Below are 26,674 nucleotides of genomic sequence, written 5' to 3'. Positions count from 1 at the left end.
GATATTTTTGACCGCATAAATCCCGGTAAACCCTTAACCAAGCTGTTGAAGGGCGATTTCCAAAGCCGTTTGGGCGATTTTATTTGGACTGCCCTGTGCTTGATGGCATTGTTTTAAGGCTTTGTGAATGGTTTTGCTGACGTCGCCAAACAAGGCTTCATCGGTAAGTAGGACGCGGTCAGACATGAGGTAAGCCGCCAATCGGGAAATGCCCACGTTTGAGATAAAGTCCGGGATGAGGGATATTTTTTCGTCAGCGAGGGTACTGATAGGTCCCATAAAAATGTCGTTTTCGGCAAAAGGAAAATTTGCCCCGCTAGCGATCAAGGTCAGGCCTCCAGCCATCAATTTTTCTAATTTGGCTTTGTCTACCAGACGGGATTTAGCGGCAGGAATGAAAATGTCAGCGGAGAGATTCCAGAATTTTTCGTTCCCTTCCTCGAAAGGGATTCGTTTGGTGCTCACCAGTTTGTTTTTTTCTTTTGACAAAAACAATTTCGTTATGGCTGCTTCATCCAACCCATCCGGGTCAATGATGGCACCCTCCAGGGATAAAATACCGACCACCTGTACGCCTTCTTTGGCTAGGAAGTAGGCGGCCGCTGCCCCCACATTGCCCCAGCCCTGTATCATTGCTTTTTTTCCGGTGGCGGATCCTCCCCACAGCTGGTAGTAGTGCAGGACAGCAGCCGCCAGTCCGAATCCGGTGATCATATCGCTTACCCGGTACTTGGCCGAACCCGGGGGGAAATAGTCCGGGTTTTCGATGATTTTGGACAAGCCCTGCCTAAGTTGTCCGATCTTTCGAATTTTCTTTGGCCCTTCGGGTGTAAAATGGCCGGTGACAATCCCTTCTTGTGGATGCCAAAGGCCGTGGTTTTCGGTCAGGGGAATCAGTTCCTTGCTTTCGCTGATGTGGATACCGGCCCCGGTACCGAAGTAGCTTTTGAGAATGGGGGAGACCACGTGAAACCACCTTTTGAGTACACCTTCTTTTCGGGGGTCCTCCGGATCAAAATTAATACCTGCTTTCGCCCCCCCAATCGGAGGTCCGGAGATGGTATATTTGATAGCGGTATTTTTGGCCAGCTGGATCACATCTTTTTTTTCCAGCCCCTTTTTCATTCGGGTATCCCCACCGGCTGCTCCGCCTCTAAGCGAATCAATGACCAGCCACCCTTCTGCTTCCGTTTCGCTGTCGCTCCATTCAAAAACTATTTCCGGTTGACGGTTTTCAAATTTTTTTAGTAGTTCTCTCATTATCTTGGTTTGATTTCAATTTAGGGGAAAAGCCCAAAAACGGTGCCACCGCAGGAATCCCGGGAAGCACCGGTCACGGATGCCAGGCAGTTGGTTTCGCCGCGTAGCCGTAAGACGCCTAAAAACCCGAACACCAAGGCCTCTTTAAAATCGATGATTTCGTTTTCGGGAAGCGTCAGGTTTGCATATGTTCCGATTTTTTCGGAAAGTTTTTCGATAAAAAATACGTTATACGCACCTCCTCCCGTGATCAGTAGCTGTTTTTTGTTTGTTCCCGGATTTTCCTGATGCTGGATGACACCGGCGATGTTATCGGCGAAATGTTCGATTAGCGTAGCCAGTACATCCGGGATCGCATGGGTACCTTTTTCGAGTAAGGGAATAAAATCTGCTTCAATATGCTCCCTCCCAAGTGATTTCGCTCCCGAAAGAGAATAATAGGGAAGTTGGCCCAGGTCGGCGAGCAATTCTGGAATGACCATTCCCTCACGAGCCAGGTTTCCACCGGCGTCAAACGTGTTGCCTACTTTCCTGGAAAAATGATTCAATAGCAAATTAAAGGGACAGGTATCAAAAGCAATCCGCTGGCCTCCCGTATGCATCGATATATTGGCGATTCCTCCCAGGTTTAAGGCAAAGTCGAAGTCCGGAAAAAGCAAGGCATCGCCAATAGGAACGAGGGGAGCGCCCTGCCCACCCAATACCACGTCCAGTATGCGAAAGTCATTGATTACGGGAAGCCCGGAGGCTTCGCATAGGGCCTGTCCATTACCGATTTGGCGCGTCATGCCCCTCTCGGGCCGGTGAAATACCGTATGGCCATGGGAGGCAATGGCATCAGGTTGAAAGGCATTCCTCGTGCAAAAATCCCTGACTACCTGTCCCATCCAGGTTCCAAATGCGATATCAAGGAATTCCAGGGATTCTGCATCCAGCAAATGGGCAGATTGGAGCGATTGCCCCAGCTTCTCCGGAAAGGGGATGGTGGCCGCTTGTATGATCTCAAACTCCCATTGCTTGTTTTTTTCGTAGGAGCAGAAGGCCAGGTCCAGCCCGTCACCCGACGTGCCGGACATGAGCCCGATTAGCTTATACCTGTCGTTGTTGATCATGGGTTAAAGTTTGTTAAAAACCGCTTACCAAAGATAAAAATAATAGGTAGCCGATCCCCCTCCAAAGTAAAATGACTAATTTTGAACGGGTTTATGGAATGCGACAATGCCAGACAGACGAAATTGGGTGATAGATATCGGGAATACCAGAATTAAAGCTGGGATCTTCATGCAGGGGCAACTGCTAGATTCGGCTACGGTTACCGGATACGAAGCACTGGCAGACATGTTGCAACCCGCGGCAGGTGACAGGGTACTCATTGCGTCCGTAAACTGGACAGAGGAAGACCTGAGGGAAAAAATTGACTTTCCGTTTTTGTTTTTTGACAAAGAGACCCCCTTGCCTATACAAAACCATTACCGCTCGCCCAACACCTTGGGGCTGGATCGGCTGGCAGCGGTGATTGGTGCACGGGCATTCGTAGCAGACGGAGCGGTCTTGTGCATAGACCTTGGCACCTGCATCACCTACGATTTTATGGATGGTTCCGACAATTTCCAGGGGGGAGCGATTTCACCCGGCATGGGACTGCGGGCCAGGGCCATGCATGCATTTACGGCGAGACTTCCACTGGTGGAACCGATACAGGAGGTTCCTTTCTTTTTAGGAAGGGACACACGCACTTGCATGAAGTCCGGAATTTATCACGGCGTACTGGGAGAAATACACGAGTACATCCGCCTGTTTACTGCGAGCTATGGCAAAGTAAAGGTCTTTATTTGTGGTGGAGATGCTGAAATCTTTGAAAGCTTAACAAAAGACCACATATTTGTAATCCCCAATTTGGTTCTATACGGATTGGACAGAATTTTAACATACAATGTCGAGAACTAAACTACTTGTGACCAGCCTGGGATTTTTCCTGGGATTTGCGGTCATTCACCATACCAGTTTTGCACAATTTTCCTCCTCTACCTACAGTTCACTGGGAGTAGGGGTTTTTAATAATTCCGGACTGACCCAAAACCAGGGAATGGGGGGCATGGGAATTAGCTTTGGCAATAGTTACAGCGTCAATCATGTCAATCCCGCGATTTCGGTAAAAAACACGGCCTATAGTTTTCAGGCCGCATTGAACTACAACCAAATGTCTGCGGCCACCGAATCCAGCTCCGAACAATTGGACGGCGGGGGCCTCAGTTATGTAGCCATGTCTTTTCCCGTGATCCCCCGAAAGTTTACCATGGGTCTGGGATTGAACCAGTTAACCGGGGTTGATTATAACATTACAGTCAATTCTCCAGTTACCAATACGGATTTGGTGGCGCAGAACATTATCGAAGGCAGGGGAGGGTTGAGTCAGGTCTACCTGCAGGGCGGCTTTCAGGTGTACAAGAGCCTAAGCCTGGGCTTGGAAGGTGCTTACACCTTTGGATCGACAATCCGTACCAACCAATTGGATCTATTGGATACGGCCATGAATGGAATCGGTATTTCTTCGGAATATTACGAACGACTGACGTTCAGCGACGTCACCTTCAAGGCGAGTATTTTTTATGCGCAGCCGCTGGGAGATGAAAAATACCTGAATCTGGGCGCCATCTATCACATGTATGGAGATATTAATGGAAAAGAGTTTGCAAAAATGGCAGAATCGGGCCAAGCTAGCATTCCCAATTCACCCGGAGATGTGCTGGCAGATAATATTTCGGGAAGTATTTTTCTGCCTAATAAGATAGGTTATGGTGTAACTTATGAAAAAATTAATAAATTTGCTATAGGAGTAGAAGCGCAGTTTCAGGATTTTACCGATTTTAGGGATTTTAATGCCAGTGAGGGGAATCTGCAAAATGCGTTTAAACTGGCACTGGGGGGGCAATACATACCGAATGCCTTTTCAATGGAGAGCATGTTGAGCAGGTCAACGTTCCGGGCTGGCCTGGAATACGAGCGACTTCCCTACCTGCTGAACCAGAACCAAATTGATGATATTGGCATTAATTTTGGTACCAGCATACCGGTGTACAGCCTATCCTTATTAAATGTGGCGGTTAAGGTAGGCACCAGAGGAACGGTCAGTGATGGGTTGGTAAGGGAAAATTATTTTAAAGTTTCGTTAGGAATTTCAATAAATGACAACAGTTGGTTTTACAAAAAAGTATTTGAATGATGTTGACAAACATGAAAATTAAATCGGCAATTATCGGATGTTTGTCCTTCCTCATGGTTGGACTGGTTCAGGCGCAAGACAACTGGAATTGGCCATCCGATCAGGCAATGGAAGCAAAGGCCCGGGAATACAATGCGGCTTACAATGACTACATGAAAGCAGAGGAGTTCCTAAAAGCCAAAGGTCCCCTGCACTGGTTATTGACAAACGCGCCGGATTTGAATGAGGCGCTTTACATCAACGGCGTAAAAGTCTACGAAGGTGCCGCTGAACTGGCAACGGACGAAGCAGAGATCGCTTCCTTCCAGGATTCGGTGTTGACGATATATGACCTGCGGAACGAGTTATATGACAACGAACCACAATGGATCGCAAACAAGGCATATTACGCGTACAAGTTTTACAAAGGCAACAAAGACAAAGTAGACATTGCGACGAAACTGTTTGAACGAACCATCGAAATCCACGGGAAACTGGAGCCATCGTCATTGAACGCTGCGTATTTCGATGCGGTCTACCGAAACTTCGCGTTTAACAAGGCGTACACCCCAGATGAAGTGATCGGCAAGTACGAATTCATCATGACCAAACTTGACGAAGACGAAGCTGCCGGTCAAAACGTAGCCACCTCCAAGGGAACGCTCGAGCAGTTGTTGGCGGCGATGGATATTATCAACTGTGAGTTTATCGAAAACAACATGGGCCCCAAGTTGACAGCGGACCCCACGAACCTGAAGCTAGCGAAACAGATATTTCAGTACTCGATCAAAGAGAAGTGTACCAGCAGCGATATTTTCCTGAAGGCACTTGAGACCATCGATAACGACAGCCCTACGTTCAGTACCTCTCAGGTGCGGGGCATGCGTTACATGCAAAACTCAGAATACGCAAAAGCGGGTGAGCTGTTCGAAAAAGCACTGACGCTTGCCGAAACCGACGAGCAAAAAGCGGAAATTCACTGGGATATGGCAAAAGTTCATGCCAACCTGGGAAGAAAAAGTCAGGCCCGCTCCTCTGCCTTGAAAGCAGCGGAGTTGAATGAAGAGAGAGAATCCGACGCGTATTCCTTTATCGGAGGCTTGATCATGTCCTCGTCTAACGATTGCAAAGGAGGTCAGAGCCGGGTGAAAGATTACTCCATATACATTGCCGCCTACAATGCCTATGCACGGGCGGGCGATAGCCAGGGAATGGCAAATGCAAAATCAAGGTTCCCATCAAAGGAAGAACTCTTTACCGAAGGATTCCAGGTAGGCGATACGATTAGTACCGGCTGTTGGGTAGGCCAGACGGTTACCCTCGCAACCAGAGATTGATGTGTCCGGGACTACCTTTTTCTCTGTGTAGTCCGAGTTAGCCAATAAGCAAAAAAAAAGGCGGTAGCACTACCGCCTTTTTGCATTTACGCTCACTGATTTCTACGGGAGGAAAAAATAAAACCCTATGCCGGATTGCTTTGTCAAGCTGGATAGGAATACTCCTCGCTATCGAATATTCCTCTGAAAATTGTACGTATCTTTGCACCGGTATATGAACCATAAGAGTTTCAAAATAAATCGCTGTGGGATTGGCGGCTTGTCAGAAATGAATTGGCATGTTGTATTTCCGAAGGCATGGATGTGGGGCATCCTCCTTTTTGGCGCGTTGTTTTCTTGTCGGGAAGACGTGGATAAAAGCCAATTGGAGAATTACGAGGGCCCCTACCGCATCAGCCACGAAATTGAGCTCTTACACAGCGATTCGGCGTTGGTACGAACCAAATTGATGGCAGCGAAACAACTTGAATATTTGAATCGGGATACCGAGTTTCCGGAAGGCATCGTGATTCACTTCTTTGACAGAGATGGGACCTTGAGCACGACGATTCGCGCCGATCGGGGATATTATGACCGTAAAAATAATTTGTACCGCGGCGAAGGGGACGTACAGGTAGAGAATTTAAAGAAGGAACAAAAATTATCTTCCGAGGAGTTATTTTGGGATCCGGGCAAGAAAAAAATTTACACGGAAAAGTTCGTTACTGTAGAAGAGCCGGATCAGATTATCAAAGGAACCGGGATGGAGGCTGATGAGGGGTTTAACGAGTATACATTTACAAATGTGAGCGGGGAAATCGAAAATGCACTTTAAGTCGTACGAATGAAATTGACGAGTACCATTTTACTATCTTTAGCCGCCGCCATGGTGGTTATTGGCGCCCACCTCACCATGAAGACAGGCATCGTGGCATCGTATCCGTTTTTTATGTTTGCGGTGATGTTGCTGTTTTGGCACATGTACCGCAGGAATAAGGACGAACAGGCAGAGAAAAAAAAGGAGCAAAAAGGCAACAAATCAAAAAAACGTAAGTCCAATGGATGAGCAGTATTTTCTCCTGGTCGTGGTAAGTTTATTGTTTTCCGCCCTTTTTTCGGGAATGGAGATTGCATTTGTGTCGGCAAACCGCCTGCACATTGAGCTGCAAAGCAAGCAAGGGAAAATTTCCGGCAGGATTTTGTCCAATTTCATTCAAAACCCCGGCCAGTTTATCGGGACCACCCTGATGGGAAACACGATCAGTCTGGTTTTATATGGTATTTTTATGGCGTATTTGTTGGGGCCACCCTTGGGGTACCTTTTGCCCGAAGCGATCAATACCCAGGCGGGAGTGATGGTGGTTCAAACCGTCGTTTCTACCATTGTGGTACTGATTACGGCGGAATTCATCCCTAAAAGCATTTTTATTCTGAATCCCAACAGTATGTTGACGGTTTTTTCCTTTCCTTTTGTACTCATCTATTACTTCTTGTACCCCGTAGTTTGGATAGTGGTGGGGCTTTCCAAATTTACGATTACTAAAGTGCTGAAACTGGATTACAACGAAGACCGGCCGGCGTTTACCATTACCGATTTAAACAGCTTCATCCAAAACTACCTGGATACCAAAGGTGAGGACGTGGACATCGATGCCAAGATCTTTGATAATGCGGTCGATTTCAAGAAAGTGAAAGTCAGGGAGTGTATGGTGCCCCGGACGGATATCGTGGCTGTGGAAGTAGAAGATCCCATTGCCGATTTAAAAAGTGTTTTTGTAGAAAGCGGGCACTCCAAAATCATCATTTATAAGGAAACAATCGACGATGTTATCGGGTACTGTCACCACCTGGAATTGTTTAAAAAACCGAAGTCCATTGAGGACATACTGACCCCAATCATCATTGTACCCGAGTCCGCCCTGGCCAACGAATTATTGGTACAGTTTATTAAGGAGAGAAAAAGCCTTGCCCTGGTAGTGGATGAATTCGGTGGAACGAGCGGGATCGTCAGTATGGAAGATATCATCGAAGAGATTTTTGGGGAGATTGAGGACGAGTACGACAGCGATGACCTGATCGAGCAAAAAATTTCCGAGCAGGAGTACCTATTAAGTGCCCGGCACGAGATTGACTACATCAATGAAAAATACGAATGGAACCTTCCCGAAGGAGAATTTGAGACGTTGGCTGGATTCATTCTGTCGCTAACGGAGAGCATTCCGCAAAAGGGAGAGTCGGTAACTTACGGTCCATTTACCTTTACGGTTGTTTCCAAACAGGACCACCGGATCGATACCATAAAAATTAAATTAGAGGAATAACCCGTGTCGCAGAAATAACTGATTTATAGATGAGGTAATATTTTGAATTTACCTTCAGATGTAATTATTTTGCGACACTGCAAAAAACAGGATAATGGCATTAATAAAACAAATTAGACAAAGGACAGGACTTGCGATCGGTGTGATTGCGGTGGGACTGATTTTCTTTTTGGTAGGCGGGGATATTTTGGGCCCAAATTCCACTATTCTGGGGTCCAGTCGGACCACAGTCGGAGAAATAGCCGGAGAAGACATTTCCTATGACGAATACGTTCAGAAAATCGAACAGACCAAAATGAGTTTTCAGCAAAATACGGGTAGAAACCCCAATGAAAACGAGTTATCTAGTATTCGGGAGCAAGCCTGGCAGGCCTTGATCGTGGAAAAGATCTTTTCCCAACAATACCAGGAACTAGGTCTGGTCGTTTCGGACGAGGAGCTGGTCGACATGGTGCAGGGAAAAAACATCATTGGCGAATTGCGGCGGCAACTCACCAACCCCCAAACCGGAGAATTTGACCGGGATCAATTGGTGACCTTTCTTCAATCTCTTCAAACGGCGGATCCTCAGCAGCAAATGTTTTGGGCACAACAGGAAAAGTTATTTGCCGATTCCCGTTTACGGATCAAATACGATAATATTCTGGCCACCTCAGAGTACGCCACGACGACGGAGGGGCAGCTTCAGCATAAGATGGCGAATACCATTGCCGACGTACGGCACATACAGATTCCGTATTATGCCGTCTCCGATTCACTGGTACAGGTATCCGATTCCGAAGTCCGATCGTATATCAGCAAAAACCAAGAAAAGTTTAAAGTTACGGAAAGCAGGGGACTGCGTTACGTACGGTTTCCCCTTCATCCTAGCCCGGAAGATTCTGCTGCCACGCTGGAACAAATCAATGGCCTTGTCGCCGAACTGAGGGAGGCATCCAATGATTCTGCGTTTGTGGTGCGGAACTCTGAAGCGCAGAATCCTTTCCAAACCATCAACCCGGGAGATCCGCTTCCGGTGAACTTTAGCAACAATGTAGAAGAACCCGAGACAGGAGTGGTGTATGGTCCTTTTCTGAGCAATAATTCCAGTTATGTAGCCTATAAGATTTCCGATAGGTACGATGGCGCGCCGCGAATGAGGGCCAGTCACATATTGTTGAATGCCGAAGGATTGGAAGGCGAAGCCAAAGAACAAGTTCGGGCCCGGGCCCAGGAAGTGTTGGAGGAAGTCAATGAAACCGGAAACTTTGAGGTTGCAGCCGCCCAGTATGGCGAAGACGCTACCTCGCAGCGAGGCGGGGATCTGGGATGGTTTTTCCGGGATGATTTTGTCACGGAGTTTGCCGATGCCGTTTTCAGTGCAAGAAGCGAAGGGGTAATCAACCGACTGGTGGAAACTGAATACGGATTTCACATCATCAAGGTGACAGAGATGCCGCAGACAGAAACCAAAAAATTGGCTGTTTTGGAATTGGAGTTGATTGCCAGTGACATTACCCGAAACGACATATTCCGAAATGCCGATTACTTTGCGGCAAATTCTACCAATGCCACCACCTTCGAAGCAAACGCCGAGAAGGAGGATTACCAGGTAGTGTCAGCCATTGGTGTGGGGCCCACAGCTCGCTCGTTAAATAACATGACCGGTGCCCGGGAGATCGTTCGATGGGCATTCAATGACGCTTCAGTGGGTACAGTTTCTGACGTTTTCGAACTCGATGATGCCTACGTGGTGGCGTTGCTTTCCGGCAAGACAGAGGAGGGTGACGGAACGATTGCCAATCCCGAGATAAAAGCTCAGGCGACCAACCAACTGAAAAACGAGAAGAAAGCAGCGTACATTAAGGAGAAAATATCCGGTTTGGAAACATTGGAGGCGATTAAAGAGGTCTTCCCCGATGCATCCATCGGGTCAACACCTGATTTACGTATGAACGCGAGCGTATTGCCTGGTGTAGGATTTGCGCCGAAGGCAGTTGGCGCTATTTTTGGATTACGCGAGTCCGGGGAAATGACCGATCCGATCCAAGAGGATATTGGTGTCATCGTTGCCCAATTGAACGACATTATCCCCGCATCCGAAATAGCCGACTACACCCGCTATCAAAACGAATTGACGGCAAATGCTTCCCAGCGAACGGGCTACATGATCATGATGGCTATGGAAGAGCTGGCAGAAGTAAAGGATTATCGGTATAAGTTCTTTTAATACCAGAATTAAGCAAAAATTTTATCCCATCCTTTTCGAAGGATGGGATTTTTTGGTTTTTAGGGATTTAATTTGCTGTAAAAATCGTTGCAAACGTATATGAGCAGTAAATTCGACACCGATTCATTTAAGGAAAAACTGGAAAATCAAACCAGTTTTCCTGCGTTGTACATGTTTAAGTTTATTGTGCCCACCGGCAAAGAAGGAGAAGTAGCTGCCTTATTGCCTGGCCATGAGATGAAATTACGCGTTTCATCGAAGGGAAAATATACCAGTGCCACCATCAAGGCAATGATGCCAGACAGCCAATCGATCATCGAGGTGTACAAAGCGGCTGCAAAAATTGAAGGAGTAGTATCACTATAACCAACCAAGATATGTGGAAAGAAGAAGATAATAAGTTGACACAAACATTCGAGTTTAAGGACTTTCAGGAGGCTTTTGCCTTTATGACGCGTGTAGCCTTTCTCGCCGAGGCTCACGAGCACCATCCCAACTGGAGTAATGTCTACAACAAGGTACAGATAGAACTGACTACCCACGATCAGGGCAATACCATTACAGAAAAAGATAGAAAATTGGCAGAAGCCATAGCGGCGATACTCTAATGGCGGAAAGTGCTTCCACGAGCCTATTTTTGGTACCCACGCCAATAGGCAACCTGAAGGACATTACACTTAGGGCCCTGGAAACGCTCCAGGAAGTGGATGTGATCTTAGCAGAAGATACGCGAACGTCCGGTAAGTTGCTAAAACACCATGCCGTTCGGCGGCCGTTGGAGAGCTATCACATTCATAACGAACACCAAAGTATTTCCCGGATTTTAAAAAGAATGGGTGAAGGGATGGTTTTCGCCTTGATAACGGATGCCGGCACCCCCGGGATTTCAGATCCTGGCTTTTTGTTGGTCAGGGAGGCCATTGGCGCAGGATTTGAGGTTTGCAGCCTCCCTGGCGCCACCGCCATCATACCCGCTCTTGTCAATTCCGGGCTACCCAACGACCGATTCGTATTTGAAGGCTTCTTGCCGCATAAAAAAGGAAGAAATACCCGCCTACAATCCCTGAAGGACGAAACACGGACCATGGTTTTCTACGAATCTCCACACCGGCTGCTAAAGACCCTGCAACAGTTATCCGAGACGTTTGGACCGGAAAGGCAGGCCTGCGTGAGTCGGGAAATGACCAAGATGCATGAGGAAAATATCCGCGGCAGCCTGATGGAAATTCTAGATTACTATAACGAACATACACTTAAAGGAGAAATCGTTATCACGGTTTCGGGAAAATAATGGACAAACTTGAATTGGAAAGGGTCACCCGGGAAGTAGCCGTGCTGGCCCGGCATGCCGGCGCATTCATTCGGGAGGAAGGGAAGAGCTTCAATCGCGAAAAAGTGGAGCAAAAGGGCTTTAATGACCTGGTTTCGTACGTGGACAAAGGAGCGGAAAAGATCATCGTCGAGGGATTGGCCGAATTGCTTCCGCAGGCGGGGTTTATCACGGAAGAGGGGACCCGTTCCGATGACAAACAGGAACTCACCTGGATTGTCGATCCCCTCGATGGGACCACCAATTTTGTTCACGGAATTCCAACCTATGCCGTATCAATCGCCCTGGCCCGAGGAAACGAAGTCCTTTCCGGGGTGGTATACGAAATCAATTTGGACGAGTGTTTTGCGGCCAGTCTGGGATCGGAAGCGACCTGCAATGACCAACCCATTCGGGTGAGTACTGCTGCGGACCTGGGGAATAGCCTGGTTGCGACCGGCTTTCCGTACGATGCCGGAGGAAAAACAGACCAGTACCTTGACTTGCTTGCCCATTTTCTAAAAAAAACCCACGGGCTCCGACGGCTCGGTTCTGCCGCGGTAGATTTGTGTTACGTGGCCTGCGGAAGGGTAGAGGGTTACCTGGAGTATAACCTGCAGTCCTACGACGTGGCTGCGGGTACGTTGATCGTAAAACAAGCCGGGGGCCAGGTTACTGACTTTCGTGGCGGTGAAAATTACTTGTTTGGAGGACAAATTCTGGCCAGCAATGGAAAGGTCCACCAAGACCTACTGGATGCAATCACTACTTATTTTGAACTTTAGTAAGAAATAATTGGTCTTTGGAATTTGTGACTAACTGCAAAAAACATATTTCAAAAAAAATATTTAAGCGTTTGAAAAATAAATTTGTATTTTCGCTATAATTGATTAGCTTTCAAACATTTAATACGAAACACCAAGTAGTGACCAAATCACCCAAGGCTTGTACCTACCGCGGTTTTCAAACAAACGGTTTATTAGTGGAGTTTACATGCATCATAACATAAATAAAATGAATATAGGGATTATAGGAGGTACCGACCTGGCGACCAACTTGGGGAATAAGTTTATCGCGAGAGGTATGGATGTGGTATTTGGAGTCCGAGAGGGATTCAGTACCCGAAAGGTGGAGTGGAAAATTCTTAGAATGCAGAATCATTATGTACTGAATTATGCGGACGCGATCACTGCATCGGATATTGTTCTGATTTGCTGTGAGAATGAATTTTTACCCGTTGTTTGTAATTACCTGAAGGAATACGGGACTGATGAAAAATTATACATTGACTGCACCAATGGCCTGCACGATGAAAGTTTAAACTGTAATACCACGTATATCCGAAAGGAAACTGGTCACGAACGCTTGTTTAAAGCATTCAATAACCTGGGGTTGGATTATCCCAAGTCCGATCCGCTCGAGCTAATAAAGGAAACGTACTTTTGTGGGGATAGCAGGGAAGATCGGATCTTGCTAAAAAAACTTATCGAGCTTATCGGATTTAAGGCGATTGACGCGGGAATGATTAAAAATGCCTGTTTGCTGGAAGCAGTGTACCACCTAAGCAAGGAAATTTCTCATGCAAAATCAGGCGATTGCCATTTTCGGTTGATGTCCGTATAGGCCTTGTGGCCCCTCCCCATTTTTAGACCTACCTCAGGTTATTTTTGTTGCCGTTAGGTAACGGTACTGTTTTTGCATATTCATTTGTATACTTCGTGCCCAAAATCACGTAATAAACTAATGGATAGCACGTGTAAATTTTTAGACAGAAACTACCATGAAAAAACTCGTTTTCGCATTTCTGACAGTCGTTGCCATTTTACTCCTGGTACTCGCCGTTGTTCCTTTTTTCTTTAAAGATAAGATTTTCGATATGCTGGATCGGGAATTTGCCGCTTCTGTCAACGCACAGGTGTACTATGACCGGAATGAAGTCGGATTGACTGTGTTTCAAAACTTTCCCTATTTGACAGCAAGCATGGGAGACTTTGGGGTGAAAGGCAACCCACCGTTTCAGAACGACACCCTGATCCATGTAAGCTCTCTCCACGTAGACGTGGACGTTTGGTCTGTGTTATTTGAGGAGAATCCCCGACTCAAAGGTATGCACCTGGAAGATGGGCAACTTACGATCAGGGTTCTTGAGGACGGGCAGGCAAATTATTTGATCGCCATGGAAGAGGATGCGGTGGAGCAACCGGCTCCAGCAGCCTCGTTCTTTCAAATGGGAATAGACCTGATAGACGTGAAGAATGTAGATTTGATTTACGACGACCGTTCGCTGGACTACCTGATGGCCTTGTCAGGCATCGATCTGCAGGGTAGCGGAGACCTGACGCTGGACGTTTACGATTTGCAGCTGAAGGGTACGATGGATGTAGTGAATGTAACCTATGAAGGAGTGGAATACCTTTCGGACAAATTTCTCACACTCGACTCAAAAATTAACGTGGATCTGGAAAACATGCGCTTTTCCGCAGAAAATGCCTTGTTGAAACTAAACGAATTTGGATTCGGGATCGATGGATTCCTGGCGATGCCCGAGGAGTCGATCGAGATGGATATGGTTTTTTCTGGTCAAAACAACGATTTTAAGAGCATTTTGTCGCTCGTACCTGGAATTTATTCCGACTCCTTTTCCGCTTTGACCTCCTCTGGGTCCATGGATTTTAAAGGAGCCGTTCGCGGGGTGTACAGTGAAACAAGTTTTCCGGGATTTGATTTTGCGTTGACCGTAAATGATGGGATGTTTCAATATCCGGATCTTCCCCGGCCGGTTCAACACGTGAACCTGGATTTGAAGGTAGCCAATGCTACCGGAGATCTGGACCGTACCTCGGTGGACCTTTCCCGATTCTCCCTGGAGTTTGGCAACCAGCCAGTCGTGGGACACTTTCAGTTAAAAGACCTCCTTCGTTACGAAATGGACGCCGGGCTCAAAGGGAACCTGGACTTGGCGGAGTTGACCTCCATCTTCCCGATGGAGGGGCTTGAGCTCAGAGGAAAACTCTTTCTGGATGTGAAAGCAGCGGGGAGGTATGACAGCATTGCCGGGGAAATCCCACAGCTAGCTGCCGACTTCACCTTTGAGGAAGGGTACGTAAAGAGTGACAATTACCCAGCTCCCATCGAAGGTATCCACTTTCGGGCAAACGCAGAAAACACGTCTGGGAGGATGCGGGACCTGCTGGTAAATGTGTCGACGTTCGGTTTCGAATTGGAAGGCGAAAGCGTAAGCGGAAGGTTAATGCTGGAAGACCTGGAAGCCATGAGGTACGATTTTTCCCTGCGTGGGGCAGCGGACCTGGCAAAATTGGCATCCGTTTTTCCATTGGAAAACACCCTGCTGGAAGGAAAGGTGCGGGCAGCGATTGATGCGAAGGGCAGTTACGAAGCAATAGAAGCCAACCGTTTTGCAGCACTTGAGACTAGCGGAGAGCTGCAGGTGCTTGATTTTTACTATGCGGATGAAACGTATCCCCAAGGGATACGAATAAATGAAGCACTTGGTGATTTCAGCCCGGAAAGTATCCGTCTGACCAAATTTGACGCCCGTTTCGGGGAAAGCCCCCTGGAGGCAACGGGGGCCCTTGCGAACTACATGGGCTATCTGTTTGGTGCAGCGGGACAGGCCCTCAGAGGCAACCTGGATCTCTATTCCAGTAGCTTCAACGTCAACGAATGGATGACCGCTTCTGAAAATACCGAAGAAGATAGCAGTAGCCTACAAGTGGTTCCGTTGCCAACAGATGTAGACTTCACCATGCGCGTGAAGGCAGATCGGATTCGGTACGATAACCTTTCCCTTACCGATGCCAGTGGAGCGTTGCGGTTGGCAGACGGTGTATTGCGCCTGGATGGATTTACCACCCGTGCCCTGGGCGGCTCCCTTGCATTCGATGGCACGTACGACCCACGGGACCTGATCCATCCCTCGTTTGCCATGGAACTGGATATCGGCGGGATGGGTATTCAGGAAGCCTTTCAGTCATTTACTACCATAAAAACCTTTGCGCCGATTGCGCAGCATGTGGCTGGGACCTTTGCAACCAAATTTGCGTTTTCCGGACTTCTGGGACAGGATATGCTGCCTGTTTTGTCTAGCCTGGACGGGAATGGACAAATCGCAGTCAGCGAAACCGCGGTCAACGAGAGTCCGCTGATAAAAGGAATCGCAAACCTAACCCCATTGAAGGATGCAGCAGCGCTTCGGTTGAAGCCCTTGGATATCCGCGTTGACATCAACGATGGCATGCTACAGGTAGCGCCCTTTGAGCTGCAGCTATGGAATTATGCGGCCAACGTTCAGGGTAGTACCGGATTTGATGGCCGGATGAATTACCTGGTGACGGTAGCAGTACCGGCCGATACCTTTGGTCCACAGGTAACCGGCCTGGTCGGTGGGTTAGTGGGAACCGACCTTTCGGGAACCACCATTCCACTGGCAATTACCCTGGGGGGAACCTATGGACGGCCGGAAATTTCCCTGGCATCCTCGGAAAGTCTGGAAAGCTACGTTTCGAACGCAATAAAACAGCAGCTATCAGGAGGTAAGGCAACTGCCAAAGAAAACATCGCCGCTGAATTCAAAGCGCGGGAGGACAGTTTGCGGCAAGAGGTAAAAGAAAAGGCAGCGGTCGCGCGGGATAGCGTGGAGCAGGAAGCCTCCAGGCTGGTCGAAGAAACCAAAGAAAAGGCGGCAAACGAGGTCAAAAATCTCTTACGAGGATTTACAAACCGAAAAAAAACTACTGGAGAGGAAAACCCAGACCCGGAATAACACTACCGGAAGTACTCCAATAGGTAATACCAGCCCGTTAATGTCAGGAACGACAGGGGGATGCCAATGCCCACCAACAGGGAAGCCAGTTTTGGTCGAAGGTTGTAGTTGGTCGCGATGATGGAAGAGGTGATCATGGGAGCCATTGCGGCCTCCATTACGCTTACCTTGAATATCAGGTTTTGTTCTCCCTCCGGTCGCAATAGCCAAAAATACACCAAAAAAATTACGGTCGGTACCAGCAGCAGTTTGTGAATCAGCCCGTACCAGAGGAAATTATCCTTGATATCGTTGAGTTTTATCTTGATTTGCAAACCCACCGCGATCAGTGCAATGGGCGTTAGCGTGGCAGCAAAACTTTCGAGAATTTCCTGCACCACCCCGCGTATCTCTACTTGAAAAACGTTCAACAACAAGGCCATCAGGAAAAATAGAAACGGGGGAAAGACCAGCATTCGTTTGGAGATGTCTCGTTTCCGCATTTTTTCGGCACCGTACAGGGAAGCAACAATAATCGCCAGGCTACTGACTACTAAAAACGAACCGGGCTGATCCACCAATACTGCGATTTTTAGGCCTTCGGCACCGTAGATTGCTTCGATGATCGGATAGCCGACGAAACCGGTATTGGAGAGTCCGCCGCAAATAATCAGACAGCCAATGGTATTTCTTTTCCAGCCGAGTTTTTTTCCCAGATAGCCGAACAGCACCCAGCTGAGCGAAAAGATGATCCACGCCACAGAAATCGGCAATAGCAGGGAAGGGCTTAGTTCCAACTTGGAAATATACAGCAAGGAAACAGCCGGTAACACTACGTAGATGAGGTAGGCGTTCAGTGCTTTTGGAGCGTCGGTCGGAAATTCCTTAATTCTCTGGAGGAATACGCCAACCAGTATGGAACTAAGGACAAGCAGTATGTTTGACATGGGATAGACTTGCGGGCAAAACTACGTAATTTCTCAGAAATAGCAGGTAAAAAGCGATGGATTACCTGTATCCGAAGTGAACCCGTTTTTGGGCAAAATAGTCTTTCAGTTGCGGATAAAGTTCGCTTTCGGCGATTGGAATACCAGCCAGCGTTTGGTTGATGTTTCCGATTTCTGCTTCCGGATCTACTTCCAGCGACTCGATCAATAAGATCAACTCCTGAAGGTTCAGGGGTCTTTTGGAAACTTCCGGCTTGGATTGGTATTCGTTGCCATAAAAGTCCACGATTTCAAAAAACAATTCGCCATCCAAAGCGGTAGCGAAAATACATATTTCCTCTCCCCATTGGCTTTCGGGATAGGTGAGCTTTACGAGCAGCGCGCTCGCTCCTGTTCCATTGAAATAGGTCGCGGGTCTGTAATCGAAATCCATCTCACACAAATATAAGCGATTAAACTTCCAAATAGAAATCCGAACTCCTTGGGTGCTTATTGTTAGACAAGACTAAAATAAAAATAAGACTTATCTTTTGTTTCCATTGCTGCCTTGCCAATTAATGCGTAAGTTTGTTGTTCATTGACTGCTGAATTTTGAGATTGATTCGAAAAATAGTACCGAATGTTACGTATGGATTGCTGCTTGTACTCGGTTTGATGCAGGTCAATAACGTGATCTTTTACCACGAGCACGTGCTGGAGTCGGGGGAAATAATCCGTCACGCTCATCCCTTTCTTTCCGAAGAGGACGAGCAAAACCGGGAGCATTCCGAAAATGAGATCTTACTGTTGGACATGCTGACGCATGTGCAGTTTTTTTTGCCTGACCGATTGGGTTTTGTCTATGAAGCTACTCACGTGTACGATGTCCCCCGGCCGCTTTTGCCCTTGGAGCATCCCGGTGTTCAGTTCCGGGAAACCCTGTCCTTGAGGGGTCCCCCGGCCATTCGCTACCACTGACCTCTTTTTCCAAACGTTTGTGGAAACAGGGGAGTTTTTCTTTGGCCTACCGGCATGCCCTTGGGTAGTACCGGCATTGGTCGTGGCTTTTTTCATTTAATCCAATCGCTATGAATTACCTATTTACCCTGGGAATTTTCCTCCTGCCCTTAGTCCCGGCGGCCTGGGCACAAACCCATGCACTGTCAGGAACCTTGCGGGACGGGGACACCTCCGAGCCGCTCATTGGCGTCACGGTTTTTGTACCAGAGCTTGGCAGAGGCGCCATCTCTAATGCAGCGGGTCTTTATCGGATCGATGGGCTGCCCTCCCGAAATCTTACCATCCAGTTTTCCTACGTGGGATATGCCACGGCACTGAGAAAAGTCAATGCGGCCAACCAATCCACGCTGGACGTTCAGCTCGAATCGGCGACTGCCTCTGTGGACGAGGTCGTGGTTTCTGCCGGCTACATTATGAGTAGGGAACGTTCCCCCATTTCTATCGAAAAAATTAACAAACAATCCCTGCTGCGAAATCCCTACCCCAGTTTGATGACCGGGCTTGCAAAAACACCCGGGGTGAGCGAGGTTTCCCTGGGGCCGGGTATCAGCAAGCCCGTGATTCGGGGCCTATCGTTCAGCAGGGTTTTGTCTGTTTACCAGGGGGCGCGGTTTGAAAACCAACAATGGGGGGCAGACCACGGACTTGGCCTTACCGAAACGGGCCTTTCGGGTGTTGAAATCATCAAGGGCCCTGCGTCCATTATTTACGGCTCTGGAGCCATGGCAGGGGTGGTAAATTTGATCGAAGCTCCCGATGCAGCCGCCGGAGAAGTGACCGGCGACGTGCAGGCCCGCGTGTACAGCAACTCCCTCGGCCGGCGAATGGAGGCCGGGATCAAAGGAGCGTCGGAGGATGGTTTTCTCTGGTCCCTGAGGGGAGCCTCCGAATCCCATGCGGACTACCAGGACGGATCGGGTGCCACCATTGGAAACACCCGCTTCCAAACGCAAGGCATCAAAGCGGGGGTGGGCCTTAGAAAAAACTGGGGGGACACCCGAATCCGGTATACCTACCTGAAGCAAAAGCTGGGGATTTTGGATGAGAATAATCAGGAGGCACTGGTAACCACGCGAAATGACCGAGCCCTTCAGTTGCCATTTCAAGACGTTTCGGACCATTTTTTAAACTCAGAGACCAATCTTTTTCTGGGAGAAGACAAACTAAAAGCCACTTTTGGCTACCATTGGAATTTTCGGGAGGAAACAGAGGATGATTTTGCCCGGGTAGATTTGGGCTTGCGGCAGCGCAATTTCATGTACGATATCAAGTACTACAAATCCCTTGGCCCGAAGATCGAAGCGATCGTAGGGGTTCAGGGTTTTTTGCTGCGTACGGTGAATTACGTAGATGCGGCGGAGATATTGATTCCGGATGCCGTGAAGGACGACCGATCGCTGTACGCCTTGCTGAATTATTCCGATCCGCACTGGGTCGTGCAGGGGGGGCTCCGGTACGATTACCGCAAGGTGACAGCCGACGCCAGTGCACCAAATTTTCTAGACTACGGTTTTGAACTTCCCGGGTCGCCGGCCGATCGGAAACTTAGCAGGTCGTTTGATGGAATCACCGGCAGTGCGGGAGCTACGTTTCGCCCCACGGAGTCCTGGCGTTTCCGCTTGAATGTGGCCTCTGGTTTCAGGGCACCGGATTTGGCCGAATTGTATTCCAACGGCCCGCATCCGGGCACGGCCCGGTTTGAGCAAGGAAGCGCTGATTTCGTCCGCGAGCAAAACATTCAGTCGGATTTCGGGATACGGTACCAGGTTGCCGATTTTTCCGTTTCCACAGAGGTCTTTTACAACCGGGTAAACAACTACATTTATTTTGCCCCCTCAGACGAACGAAGAGGCGACCTGACTGTCTGGAAATTTGAGCAGGACAATGCGGGACTCTACGGAGGAGAGGTAATGCTTGCTATTCATCCGTCGGCCCTACCAGGGCTTTCCGGGACTACCTCGTATAGCCTGGTGATTGGGAAGCGCAGATCGGACCAAACCTATTTGCCGTACATTCCGGCCTTTCGATGGAATCAAGACCTTGGATTTACGTTCGGTGACTACGGGAGTTTCAAGCAACCCTATGTAAACGTGACAGGGAGTCTGGTATTGGATCAAAACCGACCGGCTCCCCTGGAGGAATCCACGCCCGGGTATTATATTTTGGGTCTGCATGCAGGGATTCGTTTGAACCTCTGGCAACAGGAATTGGATGTATCCCTGGCAGCAAACAATATCCTCGATACCTACTTTCTGGACCACATGTCCCTATACCGTCCATTCGGTGTGGCGCAAACAGGTAGAAACATCTCCCTAAACCTGCAATTCAGGTTTTAAGCATCCAGGATTGGTTCAATAAGGTAGCCAGCAGGGTCCCGAACCAGGAATAATATTTCTTATACGATTGCCCAATCAATTTGAACAGACAATTGGATTATACGCAGTTTAGGAGTAATTTTGGCATTCGAATTTGAAATCAAACGGATTGCAACTTCCCCGTTTTCCTTAGATGGATAAGGGAAGCAAGGCAAAAATGACAGGCTTACTACATGAAACGAGATCAATTGATATTTGACCTGATTGGCAGGGAAGAGGACCGGCAAAAAAGAGGAATAGAACTGATTGCTTCAGAAAACTTTACCAGCAAACAGGTCATGGAGGCTGCCGGTAGCGTACTTACGAATAAATACGCCGAAGGATTGCCAAAGAAAAGGTATTATGGTGGATGTGAAATCGTAGACGACATTGAGCAAATTGCCATAGACCGGGCCAAAGAGTTATTTGGTGCTTCCTGGGCCAATGTACAACCCCATTCCGGGGCACAGGCCAACGCCGCTGTTTTTCTGGCTTGTCTGAATGCCGGTGACGCTATCCTTGGGTTTGATTTATCCCACGGTGGACATTTGACCCATGGCTCTCCTGTCAACTTTTCCGGCAAGTTATACGACCCCCATTTTTACGGGGTGGAGGAAGCTACCGGAGTCATTGATTACGACAAGGTAGAAGAAAAAGCCCTCGCTGTAAAACCCAAGTTGCTCATTTGCGGCGCTTCTGCTTACAGCAGGGACTGGGATTACGAACGGCTACGCAACATCGCCGATCAGGTGGGGGCGATTTTGCTGGCGGACATTTCCCATCCCTCGGGATTGATCGCACGTGGTTTGCTAAATGATCCGCTTGAGTTTTGTCACGTAGTGACGACCACCACCCACAAGACATTGAGAGGCCCCCGAGGAGGGCTGATCTTGATGCGGGAGGATTTTGATAACCCCTTTGGGGTAAAAAATCCGAAAGGTGAATTGCGCAAGATGTCTGCCCTGCTTGATTCAGGTGTATTTCCAGGTACACAGGGCGGACCATTGGAACACATTATAGCAGCGAAGGCCATCGCTTTTCAGGAAGCACTTTCCGATGAATACATGGACTACGTGGTGCAGGTGAAGAAAAATGCGGCGGTAATGGCCGATGCCTTCGTCAAAAAGGGATACCAATTGATATCCGGTGGTACCGACAACCACCTCATGCTGATCGATTTACGAAATAAAGAGCTGACTGGTAAGATTGCGGAGGAAACCCTGGGGAAAGTAGACATCACCATCAATAAAAACATGGTTCCTTTTGATACCAAGTCGCCCTTCGTAACTTCCGGCATGCGTATCGGCACGGCAGCGGTTACGACCCGGGGACTGAAGGAAGCAGATATGGTTCGAATTGTGGGCTTGATCGACCGTTCCCTGATACACCACGGAGACGAAAGTCAATTGGAATCGATCAAGGTAGAAGTAAACGAGTGGATGGTTCAATTTCCCTTATACTAAAAAAATAGAAACGTACGTGGCACTGGATCAATACAACGAAGAAGAGGAAGAAGAGAACGGCATGTCCTTTCTGGACCATTTGGAGCAACTGCGATGGCATTTGCTGCGATCAATATCTGCCATTTTGGTTTTTATGGTTCTGGCCTTTCTTTCGAAGAGCTTTGTTTTCGGGCAGGTGATATTAGGCCCGTCCAAAATTGACTTCATCACGTACCGCGTACTGTGCCAGTTGTCGGATTTTTTCTCATTGCCGGCGCTGTGCATCGAGCAGCTCCCGTTTATCATTCAGAGCAGACAGATGACCGGGCAGTTTTCCATGCACATTACCTCTAGTTTGGTCGTTGGTTTGATCGCTTCCTTCCCCTACGTATTTTGGGAGGTATGGCGATTTATCAGCCCCGGATTGTACGACAAGGAAAAGAATGCAGCCCGTGGAGCCGTGTTTTTCGTGAGTTTACTGTTTTTTATGGGGGCTAGTTTTGGGTATTTTATCCTTTCTCCTTTGTCGATCAACTTCCTGTCTAACTATCAGTTAGACCCCTCCATTGCCAACGAATTTGACATAACTTCGTATGTTTCTACCTTGTCCATGTTGGTGCTTGCATCGGCGGTGATGTTTCAATTGCCCATCGTGATTTATTTTCTAACCCAGGCGGGTTTGGTATCTTCCTTGATGCTAAAGACGTACCGAAGGCATGCTATCGTGGTGATCCTGGTCTTGTCTGCGCTGATTACTCCTCCGGATGTAATCAGCCAAATTCTGATAGCAATGCCTATTTTGGTATTGTATGAGGCCGGAATCATCATCGCCAAGCGGCTGGAGAAAAAGCGTAGGGAAGATGAATTGGAAAACGGGTTTTAAACCATTAGACATGTCTGAGAAAATTGCCATCGGCGGCGATCATGCCGGTTTTGCCTACAAGCAGCAGCTGATCGACCGGCTGGAAAAAAAAGGCTACGAAGTCAAGGACTTTGGTCCCTATACGGATGCATCGGTAGATTATCCGGATTACGTGCACCCTTTGTGCGAAGCGGTGGAATCGGGTGAATTTCGCCTGGGAGTAATCCTCTGCGGAAGCGGAAACGGAGTGGCGATCACGGCTAATAAGCACCAAGCCATTCGTGCTGCTATTTGCTGGAATGAGGAGCTGGCGGAGTTGGCTCGGCAGCACAACGACGCCAACCTAATCTCTATCCCTTCCCGGTTCGTTTCTTTCGAGCTTACCGAAAAAATGGTGTTGCGGTTTCTTACTACCGAATTTGAAGGAGGAAGGCATGCCAGACGCGTGAATAAGATACCCTGCTAATCGGTGATTGAGGAAAGGCCTGGCTTTCGCAATCAAACGCTTTCGTTTTATTCGGTTCTTTGGAGCACCTGTCCATTTCTGCGGTAAAGCTGATCCAAAGCAGGAATGCCGCTTGCCCAGGAAGCATAGGTTGTGTCCACATCGATGATCAGGTCGGGGGAGGCTTTCCGTAGGTCGTTATAAAACTTCATTTTCCTGTCCATTGGATCCATTTCTTCAAAATACTGTCTGGTTAGACGGAAATTCAGGTAAGGATTGCCCATTCCGGTTCTGGAGTAGCGGTCCAGATTTTCTCCCAGTACCATGACTTTTATATCCCCATCTGTTTGGGTAGTTTCCATTGATCTAGCCGCATAACTGTCAAACGCGGGGGTATGGCTTTGGTAGAATACCCAACCATAGCCTATCAGTGGTATTAGCAAGAGGTACCCGTAGATCATGCCTTGCTGGGTGCTTCTTTTCTTACCGAGGCTGAGCAAGTGGGAGATAAAATAGACCAGCGGGGGGATAAGCATGACAAATTGGAACGGACTTACCCGATCGAGAAGAAAAAACGACCCCAGGTTTACCAGTAAAAATACCAACATCAACTGATTTTGCTTTTGTTGGGTCACATTCATGCGGTGCTGCAGGCTATTATTGATATAACCGATAAGGGCGAGGAACAAGGGTAGGGAAAAAATCACCAAGAGCCCGTTGGTGTTGACGTGGTAAACAGGGGGCACCTTAAATCCCAGCAGCAGGTACAATTCAATGAATTCGCTTAGGCCATCCCGTAGAAAATAGTAGACCATACAAAGGCTCATTGGAAGCAAGTAGGCGGTAAGCAGCAGGCACAACTGCTGAAAGGAAATCCCAATGATAAACAAGCCTGTAAGTAGTAGGAAAGGGAGAAAGACCAGGTAAGGGAAATGAAAACAAAACGCCACGCCTCCCCAAAACCCCATCAACAGAACGGAAGGTACCGGATTGGCATTGATGGTCGTTTGGCTCAGTAAATGTCCCATTGCCAGCATTAGGAAAAGGCTGCCCATCAATGCCGGAGAAAGCGTCATGAAATCGAAGGATAGTTGAAAGGTGATGGCCATGATCAAGGCGGGCAGGTAGTTATTCTCCTCGTAGGCGTTGATTTTGATAAAAAGTTCGTTGGTAAAATAGATTTGGGAGATCAGTAGAACAAAAGCAATAATCCGAAACGAAAGCAGGGAATTGCCTGTCAGCAGTTCATTGAACCAATAAATTACCACTGAAAACGGCCCCGTACCGTCCAGCGTATCAACGTAGGGCAGGTTTCCTGCCGCCGTTCGCTCGCCCAGCATTTGCCAAAGCAATTCCGGTTGGGTAAGGGGAATGTCGATAAACGAATACGGAATCCGGAAAAGCAACAGTAGGAAAAAGATTCCAACCATTCGCAACGGGTCGTTAATTTTGAAAAATTCAAGCAAGGCTTATATTTGTTTAAAACTCAATTTACGAAATTAAAGGTTACCCGTATATTTCACTAAATTTGTTACGAATAAAAACGGCAGCATGGAAACGAAGCGACAACAAAAATATTCGAAATTAATCCAAAAGGAGCTGGGAGAAATTTTTCAGCGGGAGGGGAAGCCGCTGGTAGGCAAAGCCATGGTGACCGTAGTTCGGGTACTGATGAGTCCGGACCTCGGTGTGGCGAAGGTAAATTTGAGTTTTTTACTGGCCGATAACCAGGCGTTGTTTGAGCGGATAAATGAAAATAAGGGTCAGCTACGGAAATTCCTGGGCAACCGCATCGGGAAGTCGGTACGGGTGATTCCCGAATTGGTCTTTTACCTGGATGAGTCCGCTGCTTACGCCCAACACATGGACGAGGTGATCTCCAAACTGGAGATTCCGGACCCGTCGGATGAAACGGAAGACGAAGAAGAAAACTAACCAATGCACACTTGAACCTCTCCTATTTCATAGCGGCAAGGTACTTTAAGAGTAAAGCCAAAAAAAATTTCATCACGGTTCTGTCGAGGATTTCGATGATCGGTGTGGCCGTCGGAACCATGGCTCTGGTGGTCGTATTGTCCGTATTTAATGGATTGGAAGATCTGATAAAGGGGCTATATGCGTCCTTTGATGCGGATTTGAAGGTGATGCCGGTTATGGGGAAGTCGTTTGAAGTGGACGGGGACTTTCTCGCTTCCATAGAAAATAGCGAGGGAGTGGCCATTCTAACAGAGGTGATTGAGGACAATGCCCTGGTTCGCTACGGGGATCATCAGGTAGTGGCTACGCTAAAAGGTGTTTCGGATAATTTTCTGGGACAAAACCGCTTTGAAAAAGGGCGCCTTACGGGAGAAATGAGCTTGGGGGAGGAGGGTAGGCCCGAGGCCATTCTCGGTAGGGGCTTGTCGTATTTTCTTCTGCTTGATCTGGACGATGAATTTGAATTGATGCAGGTTTTTTATCCCAAAGAGCCCCGGGCGGGTAGCATTGATCCCTCTAGTATGTACAATCGCGAAGTGATCCGTCCCGCAGGGATATTTAGTATCGAAAAACAATACGACGACGAATACCTCATTGTCCCCTTGGATTTTGCCGCCCGCTTATTGGAGTACGGCGAACGGCGAACTGCGTTGGAAATCAAGGTAGCGGAAGGTTATTCCATTCAGGCGGTGAAGGACAATTTACGGCAATTACTGGGCGAAGATTTTTCGGTAAAAGACAGTGACGAGCAACATGCAAGCTTACTGATGACCATCCGGCTGGAAAAACTATTCGTTTTCCTTACCCTAACCTTTATTTTAGCAGTCGCGTCGTTCAATATATTTTTTTCACTGAGCATGCTCGCCATAGAAAAAAAGAAAGACATCGCGGTTTTGCTATCCATGGGGGGAACGCGTCGGTTTATCCGAGCCATTTTTTTGAAGGAAGGGGCCATTATCGCCTTTTCGGGGGCAGTTGCAGGTTTGTTGCTTGGTTTCTTGATTTGCTGGATTCAGGATAGGTTCGGTTTGGTTTCACTGGGTGTTACCTCCTCCATTGTGGATGCCTACCCGGTAAAGATGCAATGGACGGACTTTTTGTATACCAGTCTGAGTGTGATCATCATTACCCTGTTGGCATCTTACCGGCCGGCCTTGATTGCCTCGAAGGTTTCAACCACCCGACATTTATAGCCGATAAAAGGGATGATCTCTTTAAATTTTTTAAATATTTCTGTAATTTGCAAACTGCCAAATCTAAAAAACACAG

At 48.0% G+C, this 26,674-nt stretch carries 25 protein-coding genes; 20 read left to right on the top strand and 5 right to left on the bottom strand.

Translation table 11 applies throughout. The features are described 5' to 3' along the window. Positions 1 to 33 precede the first annotated feature (33 nt). Together GCU44_RS03560 and GCU44_RS03555 are read right to left on the bottom strand one after the other, a co-directional pair. Positions 34 to 1,260, bottom strand: a complete 1,227-nt coding sequence (locus GCU44_RS03560; protein WP_154853879.1) for a Glu/Leu/Phe/Val dehydrogenase dimerization domain-containing protein — start codon at positions 1,258 to 1,260, stop codon at positions 34 to 36. A gap of 20 nt (positions 1,261 to 1,280) precedes the next feature. Continuing rightward, on the bottom strand, positions 1,281 to 2,372 hold the full coding sequence (locus GCU44_RS03555; protein WP_154853876.1) for an anhydro-N-acetylmuramic acid kinase: 1,092 nt from the start codon (positions 2,370 to 2,372) through the stop codon (positions 1,281 to 1,283). Between the two features lie 106 nt (positions 2,373 to 2,478). On the opposite strand from GCU44_RS03555, the gene GCU44_RS03550 reads away from it, so the two are divergent. From GCU44_RS03550 to GCU44_RS03490, 13 genes are all read left to right on the top strand, one after another. Beyond that, complete coding sequence (locus GCU44_RS03550; RefSeq protein WP_092173495.1) at positions 2,479 to 3,207, top strand: type III pantothenate kinase; 729 nt, start codon at positions 2,479 to 2,481, stop codon at positions 3,205 to 3,207. Further along, positions 3,194 to 4,483: a hypothetical protein gene (locus GCU44_RS03545; RefSeq protein WP_092173498.1), complete on the top strand. Its 1,290-nt coding sequence runs from the start codon at positions 3,194 to 3,196 to the stop codon at positions 4,481 to 4,483. Before GCU44_RS03550 ends, GCU44_RS03545 begins: the two co-directional genes overlap by 14 nt. Next, entirely contained in the window at positions 4,480 to 5,799 is a 1,320-nt protein-coding gene (locus GCU44_RS03540; protein ID WP_154853873.1) for a hypothetical protein, read from the top strand. Before GCU44_RS03545 ends, GCU44_RS03540 begins: the two co-directional genes overlap by 4 nt. A 268-nt stretch (positions 5,800 to 6,067) precedes the next feature. Beyond that, positions 6,068 to 6,613: an LPS export ABC transporter periplasmic protein LptC gene (gene lptC, locus GCU44_RS03535; RefSeq protein ID WP_241684825.1), complete on the top strand. Its 546-nt coding sequence runs from the start codon at positions 6,068 to 6,070 to the stop codon at positions 6,611 to 6,613. Between the two features lie 9 nt (positions 6,614 to 6,622). Further along, positions 6,623 to 6,844: a hypothetical protein gene (locus GCU44_RS03530; protein ID WP_092173505.1), complete on the top strand. Its 222-nt coding sequence runs from the start codon at positions 6,623 to 6,625 to the stop codon at positions 6,842 to 6,844. Further along, positions 6,837 to 8,099 (top strand): hemolysin family protein, encoded by a 1,263-nt coding sequence (locus tag GCU44_RS03525; RefSeq protein ID WP_092173508.1) that lies wholly within the window; start codon positions 6,837 to 6,839, stop codon positions 8,097 to 8,099. The genes GCU44_RS03530 and GCU44_RS03525 overlap by 8 nt, the downstream gene beginning before the upstream one ends. A gap of 94 nt (positions 8,100 to 8,193) precedes the next feature. Next, positions 8,194 to 10,308: a peptidylprolyl isomerase gene (locus GCU44_RS03520; protein WP_154853870.1), complete on the top strand. Its 2,115-nt coding sequence runs from the start codon at positions 8,194 to 8,196 to the stop codon at positions 10,306 to 10,308. A gap of 99 nt (positions 10,309 to 10,407) precedes the next feature. Beyond that, positions 10,408 to 10,674, top strand: a complete 267-nt coding sequence (locus GCU44_RS03515) for a DUF493 family protein (RefSeq protein ID WP_092173513.1) — start codon at positions 10,408 to 10,410, stop codon at positions 10,672 to 10,674. An 11-nt stretch (positions 10,675 to 10,685) separates the two neighbouring features. Next, positions 10,686 to 10,916: a 4a-hydroxytetrahydrobiopterin dehydratase gene (locus GCU44_RS03510; RefSeq protein WP_092173515.1), complete on the top strand. Its 231-nt coding sequence runs from the start codon at positions 10,686 to 10,688 to the stop codon at positions 10,914 to 10,916. After that, positions 10,916 to 11,599, top strand: a complete 684-nt coding sequence (gene rsmI / locus GCU44_RS03505) for a 16S rRNA (cytidine(1402)-2'-O)-methyltransferase (protein WP_154853867.1) — start codon at positions 10,916 to 10,918, stop codon at positions 11,597 to 11,599. The genes GCU44_RS03510 and rsmI overlap by 1 nt, the downstream gene beginning before the upstream one ends. Beyond that, positions 11,599 to 12,402: an inositol monophosphatase family protein gene (locus GCU44_RS03500; RefSeq protein ID WP_154853864.1), complete on the top strand. Its 804-nt coding sequence runs from the start codon at positions 11,599 to 11,601 to the stop codon at positions 12,400 to 12,402. Before rsmI ends, GCU44_RS03500 begins: the two co-directional genes overlap by 1 nt. A gap of 229 nt (positions 12,403 to 12,631) precedes the next feature. Further along, on the top strand, positions 12,632 to 13,240 hold the full coding sequence (locus GCU44_RS03495; RefSeq protein ID WP_154853859.1) for an NADPH-dependent F420 reductase: 609 nt from the start codon (positions 12,632 to 12,634) through the stop codon (positions 13,238 to 13,240). Between the two features lie 157 nt (positions 13,241 to 13,397). Next, positions 13,398 to 16,400, top strand: a complete 3,003-nt coding sequence (locus tag GCU44_RS03490; RefSeq protein ID WP_154853856.1) for an AsmA family protein — start codon at positions 13,398 to 13,400, stop codon at positions 16,398 to 16,400. 2 nt (positions 16,401 to 16,402) lie between these two features. On the opposite strand, the gene GCU44_RS03485 is transcribed toward GCU44_RS03490, so the two are convergent. Then, positions 16,403 to 17,326: an AEC family transporter gene (locus GCU44_RS03485; protein WP_154853853.1), complete on the bottom strand. Its 924-nt coding sequence runs from the start codon at positions 17,324 to 17,326 to the stop codon at positions 16,403 to 16,405. 61 nt (positions 17,327 to 17,387) lie between these two features. Continuing rightward, a complete protein-coding gene (locus GCU44_RS03480) occupies positions 17,388 to 17,759 on the bottom strand; it encodes a UDP-glucuronosyltransferase (protein ID WP_092173531.1) in 372 nt (123 codons plus the stop codon). A gap of 164 nt (positions 17,760 to 17,923) precedes the next feature. On the opposite strand from GCU44_RS03480, the gene GCU44_RS03475 reads away from it, so the two are divergent. The 5 genes from GCU44_RS03475 to rpiB all read left to right on the top strand — a co-directional run bounded on the left by GCU44_RS03475 (position 17,924) and on the right by rpiB (position 23,449). Continuing rightward, positions 17,924 to 18,283, top strand: coding sequence for a hypothetical protein (locus GCU44_RS03475; RefSeq protein ID WP_154853851.1), 360 nt, complete (start codon positions 17,924 to 17,926; stop codon positions 18,281 to 18,283). Positions 18,284 to 18,393: 110 nt separating this feature from the next. Next, positions 18,394 to 20,661 (top strand): TonB-dependent receptor, encoded by a 2,268-nt coding sequence (locus GCU44_RS03470; protein WP_154853848.1) that lies wholly within the window; start codon positions 18,394 to 18,396, stop codon positions 20,659 to 20,661. A 212-nt stretch (positions 20,662 to 20,873) separates the two neighbouring features. Then, positions 20,874 to 22,142, top strand: a complete 1,269-nt coding sequence (locus GCU44_RS03465; RefSeq protein ID WP_154853845.1) for a serine hydroxymethyltransferase — start codon at positions 20,874 to 20,876, stop codon at positions 22,140 to 22,142. A gap of 16 nt (positions 22,143 to 22,158) precedes the next feature. Then, complete coding sequence (tatC, locus tag GCU44_RS03460; RefSeq protein ID WP_092173541.1) at positions 22,159 to 23,004, top strand: twin-arginine translocase subunit TatC; 846 nt, start codon at positions 22,159 to 22,161, stop codon at positions 23,002 to 23,004. Positions 23,005 to 23,014: 10 nt separating this feature from the next. Continuing rightward, the gene (rpiB, locus tag GCU44_RS03455; RefSeq protein ID WP_092173544.1) at positions 23,015 to 23,449 is read left to right on the top strand and encodes a ribose 5-phosphate isomerase B; all 435 of its coding nucleotides are present in this window, start codon (positions 23,015 to 23,017) and stop codon (positions 23,447 to 23,449) included. A gap of 47 nt (positions 23,450 to 23,496) precedes the next feature. On the opposite strand, the gene GCU44_RS03450 is transcribed toward rpiB, so the two are convergent. Continuing rightward, positions 23,497 to 24,858, bottom strand: a complete 1,362-nt coding sequence (locus GCU44_RS03450) for a hypothetical protein (protein WP_154853843.1) — start codon at positions 24,856 to 24,858, stop codon at positions 23,497 to 23,499. A gap of 121 nt (positions 24,859 to 24,979) precedes the next feature. Between GCU44_RS03450 and rbfA the strand changes: the two genes are divergently transcribed. Together rbfA and GCU44_RS03440 are read left to right on the top strand one after the other, a co-directional pair. After that, positions 24,980 to 25,363 (top strand): 30S ribosome-binding factor RbfA, encoded by a 384-nt coding sequence (gene rbfA / locus GCU44_RS03445; protein WP_154853840.1) that lies wholly within the window; start codon positions 24,980 to 24,982, stop codon positions 25,361 to 25,363. 11 nt (positions 25,364 to 25,374) lie between these two features. Continuing rightward, entirely contained in the window at positions 25,375 to 26,598 is a 1,224-nt protein-coding gene (locus tag GCU44_RS03440; RefSeq protein WP_154853837.1) for an FtsX-like permease family protein, read from the top strand. Positions 26,599 to 26,674 lie beyond the last annotated feature (76 nt).

This window comes from Cyclobacterium xiamenense, assembly GCF_009467825.1.
GTDB lineage: Bacteria > Bacteroidota > Bacteroidia > Cytophagales > Cyclobacteriaceae > Cyclobacterium > Cyclobacterium xiamenense.
Note: the sequence above shows the minus strand (reverse complement) of the source record. Positions and strands in the feature narration are given on the sequence as shown.

What these genes read in the sequence shown, in the direction of transcription:
- GCU44_RS03495 (WP_154853859.1), top strand. Translation starts at nt 12,632, where the DNA reads ATGAATATAGGGATTATAGGAGGTACCGACCTGGCGACCAACTTGGGG.
- GCU44_RS03525 (WP_092173508.1), top strand. Translation starts at nt 6,837, where the DNA reads ATGGATGAGCAGTATTTTCTCCTGGTCGTGGTAAGTTTATTGTTTTCC.
- GCU44_RS03510 (WP_092173515.1), top strand. Translation starts at nt 10,686, where the DNA reads ATGTGGAAAGAAGAAGATAATAAGTTGACACAAACATTCGAGTTTAAG.
- GCU44_RS03555 (WP_154853876.1), bottom strand. Translation starts at nt 2,372, where the DNA reads ATGATCAACAACGACAGGTATAAGCTAATCGGGCTCATGTCCGGCACG.
- GCU44_RS03550 (WP_092173495.1), top strand. Translation starts at nt 2,479, where the DNA reads ATGCCAGACAGACGAAATTGGGTGATAGATATCGGGAATACCAGAATT.
- GCU44_RS03540 (WP_154853873.1), top strand. Translation starts at nt 4,480, where the DNA reads ATGATGTTGACAAACATGAAAATTAAATCGGCAATTATCGGATGTTTG.
- rsmI (WP_154853867.1), top strand. Translation starts at nt 10,916, where the DNA reads ATGGCGGAAAGTGCTTCCACGAGCCTATTTTTGGTACCCACGCCAATA.
- GCU44_RS03545 (WP_092173498.1), top strand. Translation starts at nt 3,194, where the DNA reads ATGTCGAGAACTAAACTACTTGTGACCAGCCTGGGATTTTTCCTGGGA.
- GCU44_RS03560 (WP_154853879.1), bottom strand. Translation starts at nt 1,260, where the DNA reads ATGAGAGAACTACTAAAAAAATTTGAAAACCGTCAACCGGAAATAGTT.
- rbfA (WP_154853840.1), top strand. Translation starts at nt 24,980, where the DNA reads ATGGAAACGAAGCGACAACAAAAATATTCGAAATTAATCCAAAAGGAG.
- GCU44_RS03480 (WP_092173531.1), bottom strand. Translation starts at nt 17,759, where the DNA reads ATGGATTTCGATTACAGACCCGCGACCTATTTCAATGGAACAGGAGCG.
- GCU44_RS03530 (WP_092173505.1), top strand. Translation starts at nt 6,623, where the DNA reads ATGAAATTGACGAGTACCATTTTACTATCTTTAGCCGCCGCCATGGTG.
- GCU44_RS03490 (WP_154853856.1), top strand. Translation starts at nt 13,398, where the DNA reads ATGAAAAAACTCGTTTTCGCATTTCTGACAGTCGTTGCCATTTTACTC.
- GCU44_RS03485 (WP_154853853.1), bottom strand. Translation starts at nt 17,326, where the DNA reads ATGTCAAACATACTGCTTGTCCTTAGTTCCATACTGGTTGGCGTATTC.
- lptC (WP_241684825.1), top strand. Translation starts at nt 6,068, where the DNA reads ATGAATTGGCATGTTGTATTTCCGAAGGCATGGATGTGGGGCATCCTC.
- GCU44_RS03500 (WP_154853864.1), top strand. Translation starts at nt 11,599, where the DNA reads ATGGACAAACTTGAATTGGAAAGGGTCACCCGGGAAGTAGCCGTGCTG.
- GCU44_RS03520 (WP_154853870.1), top strand. Translation starts at nt 8,194, where the DNA reads ATGGCATTAATAAAACAAATTAGACAAAGGACAGGACTTGCGATCGGT.
- GCU44_RS03450 (WP_154853843.1), bottom strand. Translation starts at nt 24,858, where the DNA reads ATGGTTGGAATCTTTTTCCTACTGTTGCTTTTCCGGATTCCGTATTCG.
- rpiB (WP_092173544.1), top strand. Translation starts at nt 23,015, where the DNA reads ATGTCTGAGAAAATTGCCATCGGCGGCGATCATGCCGGTTTTGCCTAC.
- GCU44_RS03470 (WP_154853848.1), top strand. Translation starts at nt 18,394, where the DNA reads ATGAATTACCTATTTACCCTGGGAATTTTCCTCCTGCCCTTAGTCCCG.
- GCU44_RS03465 (WP_154853845.1), top strand. Translation starts at nt 20,874, where the DNA reads ATGAAACGAGATCAATTGATATTTGACCTGATTGGCAGGGAAGAGGAC.
- GCU44_RS03515 (WP_092173513.1), top strand. Translation starts at nt 10,408, where the DNA reads ATGAGCAGTAAATTCGACACCGATTCATTTAAGGAAAAACTGGAAAAT.